The 13,244-nt window shown below is 40.8% G+C and carries 16 protein-coding genes; 7 read left to right on the forward strand and 9 right to left on the reverse strand.

Annotated features, from left to right (window positions below):
• Positions 1-27 precede the first annotated feature (27 nt).
• On the reverse strand, positions 28-609 hold the full coding sequence (locus ACXIUD_RS08975; protein WP_458052291.1) for a HupE/UreJ family protein: 582 nt from the start codon (positions 607-609) through the stop codon (positions 28-30).
• A gap of 78 nt (positions 610-687) precedes the next feature.
• On the opposite strand from ACXIUD_RS08975, the gene ACXIUD_RS08980 reads away from it, so the two are divergent.
• Positions 688-1,176: a DUF6702 family protein gene (locus ACXIUD_RS08980; protein WP_458052292.1), complete on the forward strand. Its 489-nt coding sequence runs from the start codon at positions 688-690 to the stop codon at positions 1,174-1,176.
• A 27-nt stretch (positions 1,177-1,203) separates the two neighbouring features.
• On the opposite strand, the gene ACXIUD_RS08985 is transcribed toward ACXIUD_RS08980, so the two are convergent.
• The 3 genes from ACXIUD_RS08985 to ACXIUD_RS08995 all read right to left on the reverse strand — a co-directional run bounded on the left by ACXIUD_RS08985 (position 1,204) and on the right by ACXIUD_RS08995 (position 2,821).
• On the reverse strand, positions 1,204-1,395 hold the full coding sequence (locus ACXIUD_RS08985; protein ID WP_458052293.1) for a hypothetical protein: 192 nt from the start codon (positions 1,393-1,395) through the stop codon (positions 1,204-1,206).
• A gap of 1 nt (position 1,396) precedes the next feature.
• A complete protein-coding gene (locus ACXIUD_RS08990; RefSeq protein ID WP_458052294.1) occupies positions 1,397-1,960 on the reverse strand; it encodes a zeta toxin family protein in 564 nt (187 codons plus the stop codon).
• 345 nt (positions 1,961-2,305) lie between these two features.
• A complete protein-coding gene (locus ACXIUD_RS08995; protein ID WP_458052295.1) occupies positions 2,306-2,821 on the reverse strand; it encodes a 3-hydroxyanthranilate 3,4-dioxygenase in 516 nt (171 codons plus the stop codon).
• A gap of 107 nt (positions 2,822-2,928) precedes the next feature.
• Between ACXIUD_RS08995 and ACXIUD_RS09000 the strand changes: the two genes are divergently transcribed.
• Both ACXIUD_RS09000 and ACXIUD_RS09005 read left to right on the forward strand, forming a co-directional pair.
• On the forward strand, positions 2,929-3,918 hold the full coding sequence (locus ACXIUD_RS09000; RefSeq protein ID WP_458052296.1) for a dipeptidase: 990 nt from the start codon (positions 2,929-2,931) through the stop codon (positions 3,916-3,918).
• Positions 3,919-3,928: 10 nt separating this feature from the next.
• On the forward strand, positions 3,929-4,540 hold the full coding sequence (locus ACXIUD_RS09005; protein ID WP_458052297.1) for a thiamine pyrophosphokinase: 612 nt from the start codon (positions 3,929-3,931) through the stop codon (positions 4,538-4,540).
• Between the two features lie 76 nt (positions 4,541-4,616).
• Here ACXIUD_RS09005 and prmC read toward each other — a convergent pair whose 3' ends face one another.
• The 3 genes from prmC to ACXIUD_RS09020 are packed head-to-tail and all read right to left on the reverse strand — an operon-like array spanning position 4,617 to position 6,105.
• A complete protein-coding gene (prmC, locus tag ACXIUD_RS09010) occupies positions 4,617-5,462 on the reverse strand; it encodes a peptide chain release factor N(5)-glutamine methyltransferase (protein ID WP_458052298.1) in 846 nt (281 codons plus the stop codon).
• The gene (locus ACXIUD_RS09015; protein ID WP_458052299.1) at positions 5,459-5,821 is read right to left on the reverse strand and encodes a magnesium citrate secondary transporter; all 363 of its coding nucleotides are present in this window, start codon (positions 5,819-5,821) and stop codon (positions 5,459-5,461) included. Before ACXIUD_RS09015 ends, prmC begins: the two co-directional genes overlap by 4 nt.
• The gene (locus tag ACXIUD_RS09020; RefSeq protein ID WP_458052300.1) at positions 5,821-6,105 is read right to left on the reverse strand and encodes a hypothetical protein; all 285 of its coding nucleotides are present in this window, start codon (positions 6,103-6,105) and stop codon (positions 5,821-5,823) included. Before ACXIUD_RS09020 ends, ACXIUD_RS09015 begins: the two co-directional genes overlap by 1 nt.
• A gap of 75 nt (positions 6,106-6,180) precedes the next feature.
• Here ACXIUD_RS09020 and ACXIUD_RS09025 point away from each other — a divergent pair, with 75 nt between their 5' ends.
• Positions 6,181-7,374, forward strand: a complete 1,194-nt coding sequence (locus ACXIUD_RS09025) for an RsmB/NOP family class I SAM-dependent RNA methyltransferase (protein WP_458052301.1) — start codon at positions 6,181-6,183, stop codon at positions 7,372-7,374.
• Here the strand turns inward: ACXIUD_RS09025 and ACXIUD_RS09030 are convergent.
• The gene (locus ACXIUD_RS09030) at positions 7,366-9,141 is read right to left on the reverse strand and encodes a sodium:solute symporter family protein (protein WP_458052302.1); all 1,776 of its coding nucleotides are present in this window, start codon (positions 9,139-9,141) and stop codon (positions 7,366-7,368) included. The two genes, ACXIUD_RS09025 and ACXIUD_RS09030, sit on opposite strands and share 9 nt — an antisense overlap.
• Positions 9,142-9,339: 198 nt before the next feature.
• On the opposite strand from ACXIUD_RS09030, the gene ACXIUD_RS09035 reads away from it, so the two are divergent.
• Entirely contained in the window at positions 9,340-10,371 is a 1,032-nt protein-coding gene (locus ACXIUD_RS09035) for a phosphotransferase enzyme family protein (protein ID WP_458052303.1), read from the forward strand.
• Here the strand turns inward: ACXIUD_RS09035 and ACXIUD_RS09040 are convergent.
• Positions 10,355-10,738, reverse strand: coding sequence for a nuclear transport factor 2 family protein (locus tag ACXIUD_RS09040; RefSeq protein ID WP_458052304.1), 384 nt, complete (start codon positions 10,736-10,738; stop codon positions 10,355-10,357). The two genes, ACXIUD_RS09035 and ACXIUD_RS09040, sit on opposite strands and share 17 nt — an antisense overlap.
• Before the next feature lie 575 nt (positions 10,739-11,313).
• Between ACXIUD_RS09040 and hflK the strand changes: the two genes are divergently transcribed.
• Together hflK and hflC are read left to right on the forward strand one after the other, a co-directional pair.
• Positions 11,314-12,294 (forward strand): FtsH protease activity modulator HflK, encoded by a 981-nt coding sequence (gene hflK, locus ACXIUD_RS09045; protein WP_458052305.1) that lies wholly within the window; start codon positions 11,314-11,316, stop codon positions 12,292-12,294.
• Positions 12,291-13,229: a protease modulator HflC gene (gene hflC / locus ACXIUD_RS09050; RefSeq protein ID WP_458052306.1), complete on the forward strand. Its 939-nt coding sequence runs from the start codon at positions 12,291-12,293 to the stop codon at positions 13,227-13,229. The genes hflK and hflC overlap by 4 nt, the downstream gene beginning before the upstream one ends.
• The last annotated feature ends 15 nt before the right edge of the window (positions 13,230-13,244 follow it).

Here is a 13,244-nt window from a genome sequence, read left to right on the forward strand (position 1 = left end):
TTTTACAGAAAAGGCTGATTTTTTTGATTACCAGAATTTAGTGTCCAGTATCATCATAATGGCCATCCCCAATACAACGGAAGAAATCACCAAAGTCCAATCCTTGCGGTTAATACCGATAACTCCCACTAAAAGCATAGCCGCAACCAAAAATATCCCCACAATTACTAATTGTCCAACTTCCAACCCTAAGTTGAAGGCCAATAGCGGTTGAAAAATAGAAGCCTCTTTCCCTAGTAAGGATCGCAAGTAATTACTGAAACCTAAACCATGGACCAATCCAAAGAATAAGGCAAAGAAGTAGTTAACTTGAACACCTCTGCCATTGCTAGGTTTGGGTTTGAGGATATTGCTGACGGCCGTAATAGCAATCGTGACTGGTATTAGGAATTCAATTAAGTCAGAATTTACTTTGATCACATTCAAAGTAGCCAAAGCCAAGGTAATAGAGTGTCCCACGGTAAAGGCTGTCACCAAGATGATAATCTTTTTCCAATCCCGACCCAAGTAAATGGCGCATAATGCAATGACAAATAGGATGTGGTCAAAACCGTCCAAATCCAAAATATGCTGAATACCTAATTGAAAGTATAACTGAAACTGATTCATGTGCTGTTTTGTAAAATTAGAAAGCTGCGGCTTCCGAATATTAATTAACTTGCAAAGAAAATAAATAAAGCCAATCTAATGCCACTAAATTTCATTTTCGTTCTCTTATTTTCCTTTCAGCTGTTGTCGCATCCTTTTTACATCAGCTTGACGGAAATCCGCTACAATGAGCGACAGAAGACTTTGGAGATCGCGCAGAAAATTTTTTGGGATGACTTAGAAGTGGCGTTAGGTGAATTACACCAAACAAAAGTAAATTTCTTAAAGCCTGAGAGTCAAGAGCAATTGGAGCAAATGGTTGAGGGGTATTTGCTGAAGCACAATCAGATTATCGTCAATAATCAACAGGTAAAGTTGGTATACTTAGGTTATGAAGTGGAGGAAGATGCTGCTTGGTTTTACCTGGAAGCTCAACGGGTTTCAGCTCCAAAAAAGGTGATTATCCAATCCGACATTCTAATCGAACAATTCCCCGGACAGCAAAATATCATCAACTTCTTTGTCGGTAGCCGACCAAAAAGCTTGATCCTGCAAAAAGGGAAAGAACGTGGGACTTTATCGTTTTAGATAATAATAAAGAAGTTTTTAAATCGTCTATTCTGTTTTTCTTTTATAGGTGGTTGTTGCTGGGACATCAAATGGGTCGAGGGCTACAATTTTTCCTTCTCTGACGACTATAATAGGACTGTTTTTAGCTTTCTTAAACTCAATCATTCTTCTATAAGTCTCTTCAAGACCTTTAATAATTTTCTCCCTTTCTTCTTTTAATTCTTCATCTGTAAGCATATCATCGATTTTTTAGTTTATCCCATAATTTATTGTTATACACAGCAACTTTAATTCCAGAACCTTCGGCAATTATTTCATAGGAATCTCCTGAATTATTAACAAAAAGCCAGTTATCTACTTTGTTCATAAATAAGGAAAAGAAATTTTCTATTCCGCTTTTGTATCTTCTTTTTATTACATCTTCTGGTATGTTGTGGCCACCTTCATTAACACGTGTTTTTACTCTTGAAATAGCTAATTCAGGGGAATCAAGATAGAAAAATAAACAGGTTACATGATAATTGAAGCTTTTTGCCTTTTCAACAAAATTTACGTAACTCCTGGTGGATAGAGTGGTTTCAAAAGCAAAATTTTCACCAGCTTCTAATAATTTATTTATTCTTTTTAGCATCAATCTACCTGCCTCAATTCCTGCTTTTTCAGGTTGAAATGGAGAAATTCCTTTGGCGATTTCATCTGCATTTACAAACTCTTTACATGACAGTATTTCAGGTAGAATAGTGTAGGATGCTGTGGTTTTTCCTGCCCCATTACAGCCAGCTATTATGTAAAGTCTTTTCATGTATTACAAATATACAACTTAGCTTCTATGTAGGTTCAAAAATTTAAAATCAACTTTATGATACATATAGCTACACGGACTAAAATTAGAAAAGGTCCACAGATTTGCACGGATGAGGTTTTCTCGCAACGACCGCTAAGATTCTGCGCAAAGGTCGCTAGGGTTTCACGCAATGGCGCAAAGTCGCAGTGTTTTGCATTTTTTATCCAATCTAAAATCTACCTTCTTAAATCTAAAATCAAAATGTCTTGCTTCTTGCCTCTTGTTTCTTGTCTCTAAACTCTCGCTTCTCGCTTCTCGTCTCTCGCTTCTCGCCTCTCGCATCACTTCTTCATCCCTCCTCCTTCATCCTTTGTTCATCACCGTCCCACACTTTCCACAGGTCGTATGTGCCGGATTGGACCAAAAGCGCTCCATGATGGGTGGAAGCTGATTGACAATGTCGGTGATTTCTTGATATTCTTCGTACAACTTATTGCCGCAATTTTCGCAGTGCCAGATAAAACCATCTTTCTCTCCAGGCTTTCGATAGCGCTCCATGACCAAGCCAATGGTGTTGGCTGGTCTGCGCGGAGAGTGAGGAGTACGAGCCGGTAATAAGAACATTTCTCCAGCTTTGATTTCAATATCCCGAACCTGTTCATCTTCCACTATTTTCAGGACGATATCACCTTCCACTTGGTAAAAAAACTCCTCTCCTTCGTTGTAGTGAAAATCCTTTCTTGAATTTGGACCGCCTACGACCATCACAATGAAATCATCGTTGCCCTGGTACATGACCTGATTGCCGATAGGCGGCTTCAGTAAGTGTCTGTTGTCTTCAATCCATTGATGAAAGTTGATGGGTTTAGCTATTGGCATTGGCTTCTTATTTTTTCCGTTAAACAAAGAAAAGCCCCGTATTTGTTTAAACCAATTTTTTATCTCTTAAAAATCATGGACCTTTGTGGGTAAATAATCACCCTTATATGAATCTTCCCATTATTGATCTGCATTGTGATATGTTGTCCTACCTGGCCAATGTGCCACATGCAAACCCTGCCAATGCATCAGATATTGCCTGTGCCATCCCTTTGTTAAAGGAAGGGAATGTACGGATGCAAGTCTGTGCCATTTACACGGATGTCCGAAAAGGTAGTATGGAATTGGGGATTAAGCAGGCATTCAAATATCGGGAGATGCAGATGTTTTTTGCTAAGGACTTGCAGCGGGCTGATGTAGATTTTTTGAATAACTTTTCCTGCCAACAAAAAATCGGTACCGTAGTAGCAATCGAAAATGCAGCAGGACTGGCAGAAGAACTTGTGCCCATTTCCAAAGCTTTTGAGACCCTGGATTATATTTTGAAACTAACGGGCAGAATTGCTTATATCAGTTTGACGCATCATACAGAAAACCGTTTTGGTGGAGGAAATTATACGGAGGGTGTTGGCTTGAAGGATGATGGAAAGCGATTGCTTGATTATATTGTGGGCAAAACAATTGCCATTGATTTATCCCATACCTCAGACCTATTGGCAGAGGGTATTTTGAAGCATATTGATGCCCATGGCTTAGATATTCCTGTGATTGCCTCCCACTCCAACTTCCGTTCGTTGTGGAATCATAAGCGGAATCTAACGGACGAATTTGTCAAAGAAATTATCCACAGAAAAGGCTTGATTGGAATCAACTTTCTACGAGCTTTTTTGGATGATGAAAATCCTGATCGAGTATATGAACATCTAATCTATGGTTTTCAAAATGGGGCTGAAGAGCAGATGGCTTTTGGAGCAGATTTTTTTTATACCAAAGATTGGCCCGACCAAATGAGGCTGCCATTTTATTTTCCCAATGTGGAAAACGCTAGTAAGTATCCATCCATTTTGGAGCGATTAAAAACGGATTTATCCACAAAACAATTGGAGAAGCTTGCTTATGGGAATGCTCGTCAATTTTTTAGTAATTTGTGGCAATAATCAAGCAGCTATGTCCTCTCATCATTTTGTCAAAGAACAGCAAGAACCTGCCCTGCTCATCCTTTCCACGAAAGGTTTGAGTTTTGATCAAGTTGCTCCCTTATTGGAGTGGGTACCTACGGTATTGGTAGCTCAAACAGAAGTGGATCAGGTCATTTCTTGGGGAATCAAAATAGACTTAATTTTGGCTGAAATGGGTTATCAACAGGCCAACTATCACCTGTTGGAGGAGCAATATCCGGTAAAATTTATTGGAGTCAACAATCAGGAGTTCCTCCAAGAAGGTCTCCAATACTTGATGGCTACCAAACATGGTGCTGTCAACATTATCGGTTATCCACATCAGCAAGCGGAGGATTTGGTCCCGTTTATGGAGTTTTTAGATATAGTGATTTGGGATGCGCCACTGCGTTATTTTCCCATCAAGTCTGGATATTTCAAAAAGTGGTTTGCTGAAGGCACTCAAATCCAAATACATGCACCCGAAGGTACATTTGTTGAAGTAAAGGGTCCGGAGGGAGTGGATTTGATTGTTATCAAGCATGCGACCATGCTGGAGTTGGAAGAAGGCAGTACAGAATTTAAATCTAATCAGTTATTTTGGTTGGGAGAGTTTGTTTAAAAAAACTTATTTCTTTAGAAAACTGTGGATAAGCTTGTTAAAAGATGCAGCTCTTTTGAATTTGGAAGCAAGCGTTCTACCTTGCTTCGGTAAAAACCGCAGAAATCATTCGCTCCTTTCCATTCAAGTCTTGATGGATTTGTATTTGTTGATAACCTTCTTTGGAAAGTAACTCGGCGGTCTCTTTGCCCAAAGCTTCATTGATTTCAAAATACAGTTTGCCACCTGATTTTAAAGAATTCTTTGCCTTTTGTGCAATCACCCGATAAAACAGTAAGGGATCTTCGTCGTACACAAAGAGTGCTAAATGAGGCTCATGAGCTAGGACATTGGGCTGCATCAGCTCTTTTTCAGAATGCTTGACATAAGGTGGATTGCTGACGATGATACCCAGGTTATCCACAGGAATTGCTTCATTCAAAATATCAATCCGATAGAAAGCCACAGAGGCGTTTAAATGCTTTGCATTGTTCTTGGCTACCGCCAAAGCTTCTTCTGAGATATCCAATGCATGTACATTTGCTCCTTGAATTTCCAAGGCTAAAGAAATGGGAATGCAGCCCGAACCCGTGCCGATGTCCAAAATAGATGGGTTCGGGATTGTGTTTTCTTTACTAATTAAATGCACCAATTCTTCCGTTTCATTGCGGGGAATTAGGACAGCAGGGGATACTTGAAATTCCCTTCCGTAAAAGGGTGCCTTACCTAAAATATATTGAATGGGCTTTTGCTGCATCAATTCCTCTAAGGCTTTTTCCATAGCTTGAGGAATTTCTTCTAGCAAGGAGTTTTGCAGCACATCTATTCTTTTGAACCCCAGAAAGTGCTCGAACAGCCAAATGGTTAATTCACCTGCTTCTTGTTCAGAGTAAATTGTAGACAATTGATTTGTGTACTGTTGATAAAGCGACCGAATACTCATGTGTTTGCTGCTTTGTTGATGAAATGATAAAATACAAGCGTTCCAATACCATAGCAGGCCACATCCCAAGGGTCGGCTGTATAGGTAGCGGAAAATCGGGGAAGAAACCACTCAAAAATAAATGAAATGTAAGCAAAACCTACAAAAGTTTGAGCCTTAGTGAATATAAAAGCATTTTTTAAAGGATGAATCCAGCGGTAAACTTGCAAAGTAATACCTAGTATCACAGGCATAGCTAACAAATCGTCCAAATAAGCATGTATATAGGGTATATGGATGTTCAGGATACGCTCAATGTACTGGTTAAGCGCAAAGACTAGTCCTGCAATCCAAAAAAAAGGATTTTTCAGTACGCTCATTAGCCCGGAAGTACTGCAACCAACCAAGCCAAAAAGGTGATGATGGCCATATAAATGGTGTAAAAGAAATTTCCTACTTTTTTGAGAAGGACCACGGCATCATTGTCCGTTTCTTTGATATGGAAAATCCATTGTTCTTGATTGGCTTTGGTATCCGCCTCTCTTTTTTGATGGTATTCCAAATCCCTTCCTCCCAATGCTTGTCCACAGTGTTCACAAGCATCATTGATGTTAACAGTCCAGCTAGACCATTCTCCGCAATGCGGGCATTTTTTCTGTCCCATACCCAAAAGTACGGAAGATTTAACAAATGGATGGCATAATTCTCATTGACGTGTACAATTACCTATCTTTGCACTATGAAGTTATTCCCTAATTTAGTGAGAGCAGTAGTTGCTGCTTTGGATGAGATTTTTTACCAAGAACGATATGCTGATAAAGTCATTGAGCGTATTCTAAAGTCTAACCCCAAATGGGGTGCGCGCGATCGTGGTTTTATCGCAGAGACCGTTTATGAAATGGTCCGTTGGAAGCGTTTGATAGAAACCTTGTCTCCTTCCAAAGACTTGAATCATATGTTTGGAACCTACTGGCTTCTTCAAGGGAATCAATTACCTGCTTGGGAGGAATTCAAAGGCATAGATCCCAACAAAATTAAAGAAGCTTATGCAAAAGTTGATAGCAGAGCTGTCAAACAATCCATTCCCGACTGGTTGGATGAGTTGGGCGCTTCTTTGCTGGGAGATAAATGGGATGAGGAAATCGATACCCTCAACCAACAAGCTGAAGTGGTCCTTCGTGTCAACACTTTGAAAATTTCTCGAGAGCAACTGATGAAGCGCTTGCGTGAAGATGGTATTGAAACCTATGCTCCTAAAGGTTATAAAGACGCCTTGGTATTGGCCAAGAGGCAAAATGTATTCAGAAACCCTGCATTTAAAGAAGGCTTATTTGAAGTTCAGGATGCTTCCTCCCAATTGGTAGCAGCAGCTTTGGAAGTCGAGCCCGGGATGCGGGTAATCGATGCTTGCGCGGGTGCAGGAGGAAAATCCCTTCATTTAGCAGCCTTGATGGAAAACAAGGGTAGAATTTTATCCATGGATATCCATGGTTGGAAATTACAAAACACAAAACTAAGGGCCCGAAGAAATGGGATTTCCATCATTGAACCCCGAGTGATTGAGGGAAATAAAACCATCAAGCGACTGAAAGAATCAGCCGATAGGGTGCTATTGGATGTTCCGTGTACGGGATTGGGAGTGCTTAAACGTAATCCGGACACCAAATGGAAACTGACTCCTACCTCTGTAGAAGAAGTTCAGAAAATCCAGCAGGACATTCTTCAAAGTTATGCCCAAATGCTCAAGCCAGGTGGATTAATGGTGTATGCTACTTGTAGTATCCTACCGGTAGAAAATCAGTTGCAGGTGGAGAAGTTTCTCGCGTCCGACAAGGGAAAAGATTTTGAATTGGTTGAAGACCAAAAGGTATTGGCGCAAGAGTCAGGATTTGACGGGTTTTATATCGCTAAGCTGCGAAGAAAATTAGCGTAAGCTCTTCCAGCTTTTGATAATGATAAAACCTCCGGTCATAGCAAGCATGCTTGCTATGATTGCAAAGTTGGTCATTCCATAAATCCAAAAACCTACACCAAAGAGCGCTGCATAGACCATGATGGAACCCACGAGCATCAAGCCAATTTCTGTTGGCAATCTACCGGTTTCCTGTTTTTCTTGTGGATATTTATCCAGCAGCTTTTTCCAACCAAAAGCTGCTGGTTTTACTTTTCTGTAGAAAGCGAGTAAAATGGTATCGTCTTCGGGTTGGGTCAATAGCGTAACAGCTACCCAAACTATCGTGGTTATACCAACTCCGAATAAAATTTTAAGGTATTCTTGATCAGCAGGAATGTCTATCCAACCTACCTTGGGATTGACAAATTCAAAGTATAAGGCAATGGCAAAAGATATCACCATAGCAGAGATTTCGGTGTAGGCATTGATTCTCCACCAAAACCATCGGAGGATAAATATCAAGCCTGTACCTGCTCCAATTTGAAGCAACACCTGAAATGCCTGCAGAGCATTGGAAAGTGCAAGTGCAAAAATAGCGGCAAGCACCATCAACAAAACGGTGGATACCCGACCCACCAACACCAATTCTTTGTCTGTGGCCTCAGGTTTCCAGAAACGCAGATAGAAGTCATTCACGATGTAAGAGGAACCCCAATTGAGATGGGTGGAAAGGGTGGACATAACTGCGGCAATCAAAGAGGCTAACACAATTCCAATCAATCCTGTTGGCAGAAAGGTCAGCATGGCCGAATAGGCCAAATCATCTCCTAATTTATCATCAGCAATGGCAGGAAATGCTTCCTTTAAGTCTGAGATTTGTGGAAAAACAATTAAAGATGCCAAGGCAATGATGATCCAAGGCCAAGGTCTTAAAGCATAGTGAGCAATGTTGAAAAAGAGAGTAGCTCCGATGGCATTTTTCTCATCTTTGGCTGACAACATCCGCTGGGCGATGTAGCCTCCTCCTCCAGGTTCTGCTCCTGGATACCATGTAGCCCACCATTGGATGGCCAACGGCATGATGAGTAAAGGAATGACCAAGTTCATATCACTGAAATCTGGTAGGATATTCAGTTTGTCTGATACATTGGGGTGTGTAAGCAATGCATCGAGGCTTCCGATTTGCGGGAGATCAATGATGTAATATGCAGCTCCAATGGCGCCTGCCATTGCAATGAAAAACTGAAAGAAATCTGTGAGCAATACTCCTTTCAATCCCCCCAAGGAACTGTAAATAACGGTTACAATAGATGCTAATAATAAAGTTTCCCATGCCTCTAAACCAAGCATCACCCCACCGATTTTGATAGCGGCCAAGGAAACCGTTGCCATAATAGCCACATTGAAGAATACTCCAAGGTAAATGGCCCTAAATGCCCGTAAAAAGGCAGCGGGTTTACCTCCATAGCGCATTTCATAAAACTCCAAGTCGGTAGTAACCTCCGATCGTCTCCATAATTTGGCATAAACAAATACTGTCAACATCCCTGTCAGCAAAAACGCCCACCATACCCAGTTGCCAGAAACTCCATTTTTTCGGACAATGTCTGTAACTAGATTCGGAGTGTCAGCCGAAAATGTAGTAGCTACCATGGAAACACCTAACAACCACCAAGGCATGTTCCTCCCGGATAAGAAAAAATCTTTGGCGGATTTTCCTGCTTGCTTGGAGGTGTAGATTCCGATGAGCATGGAAATCACAAAAAAGGCAGCAATGATGGCCCAATCAATGATGGAAATATTCATAGTGTAACAGGTATGGGGTTAAAGTTTGTTTAAAATTTTATAATTCAAACCCAAACTTTTATAATAAATTTCACTAATGTAAGAATTTTACCAGTACCTGCAAATGGAACAACTCTTTTGCAGGCTAAAAATTTTCAGGAAATCAAAAATGCGGTTATTTCTTCAACAATCTATACTTTTGGATTCAATTTAATTCTCATGCAGGCATATTCTTGGCTCAAACCTATTCAGGATGCTTATAAGTGTAGTATTGATTCTGTACAACCTTTGGGTTTTGGTCATATTCATCAGACTTATAAGATTACTTCAAACGAAGGCAGGTATGTTTTGCAGCAATTGAATGTGCAGGTTTTCACCAATCCGCAGAAAATTTCCCATAATCACGCCTTGGTGAAGGAGGGCTTGAAAGGAAAAGATTTACCCTTTGAATTGCCCTTGCCTATACCTAACCAAAATGGGGAACTTTTTACTAACGTGGAGGGATCGCTCTTTCGGCTTAGTCCTTTTGTAGATGGGGTCTGTTTGGAAGAAATAAACCATACAACTGAGGCTTTTTTGGCAGCAGAAGCTTTTGCAGGCCTTATAGCGGCATGTGCTTCCATGGAGACAGTCATTTTTGAAGCAATCATTCCCGGATTCAATGATTTAGAATTACGTTTTCAACAATTACTAGATGCAGTTGGAACCACCCGGCGAGCAATTGATGACGAACTTCAGGAATTGATAGATTTTTATTTGGGGCAAACGGCTTTGGTTCAGGAATATAAGTCATGGATTCAACGTGTACCTCAGCGTGTGACGCACAACGATACGAAAATCAATAATCTGATCTATTCCAAGGATAGACAACAAGTGATAGCTGTGATTGACTTGGATACCATCATGGCAGGGTATGCTTTTTATGATTTCGGAGACTTGGTGCGTACGGTTGCCTGTACCCAACCGGAGTCCTCTACCGATTGGCAGGCCATTGGTGTGGATCCTATAAAGTATCGGGCACTTTGGGAGGGTTTCCTAGCTGGTGGAAATCAAGTCTTGACAGACGATGAGAAGGCTTCGTTGGTATTTGGAGGACAAATGATGACCTGTATCATGGGCTTCCGTTTTTTGGCGGATTATCTCAATGGTAATATTTATTATTCGATCCAATACGAAGAACAAAACCGGCACAGGGCTAAAAACCACATGTGTTTGCTACAAGCCTTACTGGCTTTTAACTTTCATCCTTGATAGAGCTGATCAATCCATCTTTGAAGTGGAAGGTAGAAGTTCCTGTGAGTTTCAATTCATCCCCAGCTTTCATCCTACTGGAAAAATCCATGGCTAACTGTGCATGGTAATCAATGGTAATAACGATTTCATTCTCGGAGATCTGCCAATTCAAGATGGTCTGTTTTCTCCAATTGAAAAAGGTACAGGCTTTTTCTGCTTGTATTTCAAAAGCCTGAATTCCCTCTAAACGAAGCATCAATACACCCTTCGAATAATTTTCAAATACAATATCATCGTGTAAGCAACTGAGCATGCCCCATACATTCATCTCATTGTAGTATTCGATATAGGACTCGACAAGTTTTGCAGGTGATAATGGTTCCATTTCAAAAGGTTCTAGGCAAGAACAGTATGCTTCAAGTGCACATCCATCGCTATTTCCTGTACAAAAATCAATTTACAAAAATCTTCGTTGATTTGTAATATGCCGTCCATTATTTCAATCTTATTTCATTCAAAATAAGTTCACGCTACGACCGCAACGATATTCGCAACGCTCGCCACGGTATTTTTTGTTACCTCTCAACTAATGGTCTGATTGTCTTGGTGCAATTAACCGCCAAGATGCCAAGGTCGCGCAAAGATCCCAAAGTTTCTCTCAACTCTGCGTCCTCAGCGCCAACCTCAGCAACCTCTGCGGTTTCTTTAGCCACAAACTAATTTTAGGATTCTCCTTTCCTGTCTCCAATTCTCGCTTAAAACCTACCCTACAATCTGGCCCCTCGCTAAAAAGCTATAAAAATAGCTTTTCATAACGCTCGGTCCTCCTTCATCCCTCATCCTTTATACCCACCATATTTCAGTCATCGTTATAACCAACATCCAATATCCATAAATATCCATTTTTCCCAACTTTCTAAACTTTAACCCGTAAATTAGAAGCTGAAACCAAAGAAACTAATGGAAGATAAAAATTACGAAGTGAATATTGATCCGGATTGGATCAAGAAATTTGCTCCCAGAATCATCGGTGGGTTCATTTTGTTAGCTGCTGTGGTTACGGGAGTCAAGACGGTGGGTCCTGAGGAAGAGGGTGTTGTGATTCAACTGGGCAAATATAATCGTACGGTGGATCCGGGATTAAATTTCATTGTTCCATTTGGCGTGGAGCGTATGTTTAAAATTCCTGTGCAACGTCAATTGAAACAAGAATTTGGGTTTAGATCAACCGATAGTTCAGGTGCTCCAACCCAATATACCAAAAGCTCTTATGGAGATGAGAGTATGATGTTGACAGGTGACCTGAATCTGTCTGATGTGGAATGGGTCGTGCAGTACAGAATCGTAGATTCTTACCGCTATTTGTTCCGCGTACGAAATGCGGAGAAAACCCTGCGAGATATGTCTGAGGCAGCCATGCGTAAAATTGTAGGTGACCGTACAGTGAATGAAGTATTGACGGTTGGAAGACAGGAAGTGGCGAGTTCTGTGGAGGTGCTTTTACAGAAAATGTGTGATGAGTATGAAAACGGTATTCGCATTGACCAAGTAGTATTGCAGGATGTGAATCCACCTGAGCCGGTAAAACCTTCCTTTAATGCTGTAAACCAAGCACAGCAGGAGCGTGAAACCTTGATCAACCAAGCTGAAGCAGAATATAACCGAGTTATCCCTCGTGCAAGAGGTGAAGCAGAAGAAACCATCCAATTGGCAGAAGCCTATGCCTTGAACCGTGTCAATAGAGCGAAGGGGGAAGCGGAGCGTTTTACATCGTTGTTTGATGCTTATGTCAAAGCACCAGAGGTTACCAAGCAACGGATTTACTTGGAGACCATGGAGCGTGTGCTACCCAAAATCGGTAATAAGATTATCGTGGATGAAAAAGGTAATAATGTATTGCCTTTGTTGAATATTGATAAAGTAAAGACAAATACACCATGAATACGAAAGGAACAGTATTGATCATCGTTGGAGCTATTGCTGCAATACTTTTGTGGAATAGTGTATATATCTTGGATGAAACCAAACAGGCGATTGTAACCCAATTTGGTAAGCCTGTTGGGGACCCTCGAACAGAGCCAGGAATTAACCTGAAGGTTCCTTTCTTACATAAGGTACAGTTTTTTGACAAACGTTACCTAGAATGGGATGGAGATAGAAATCAGGTTCCTACCAAAGACAAGAAATTTATCTTCGTGGATTCTTATGCCCGTTGGGAGATCACCAATCCCTTGCAGTTCTTTATTCGTCTTCGGGATGAGCGCTCAGCCCAGTCACGATTGGATGATATTTTGGATGGGGAGACCAGAAATGCCGTCGCTAGTCATGACCTATTGGATTTGGTACGCTCTACCAATAGAGATCCGGAGGTAACGGAGGATTTTATGGAGGAAATTGAAATTTTGGAAGATATCTCTGTGGGTCGTGCTCAAATTGAAAAAATCATTTTGGAGAAAGCGAATGAGCGGACAACTGACTTGGGTGTTCGAATCTTGGACTTTAGGTTCAAGCGGATGAATTATGTAGACGAGGTTAGGGATCGTGTGTATGACCGAATGATTTCCGAGCGTGTACGAATAGCTGACCAATTTAAATCTGAAGGTCAGGGTGAAGCCAGAAAAATTGAAGGTAACAAAGAAAGAGACTTGGCTCAGATACAATCAGAGGCTTTTAAATTAGCTGAAGAAATCAAGGGTAGAGCAGATGCTGAGGCAACCAATATTTATGCAACAGCCTACAACCGCAACCGTCAGGCAGTGGACTTATATAAGTTTCTACGAACTATGGAAAGCTTTGAAAAATCTCTGGATGAAAATACCAGTTTGGTCTTGTCGACAGATAGTGAATTTTTTCGCTATTTGAGAAAACTAAATTAGAAATAGCAAAAAAAA

This window comes from Mongoliitalea sp. (genome assembly GCF_054166905.1).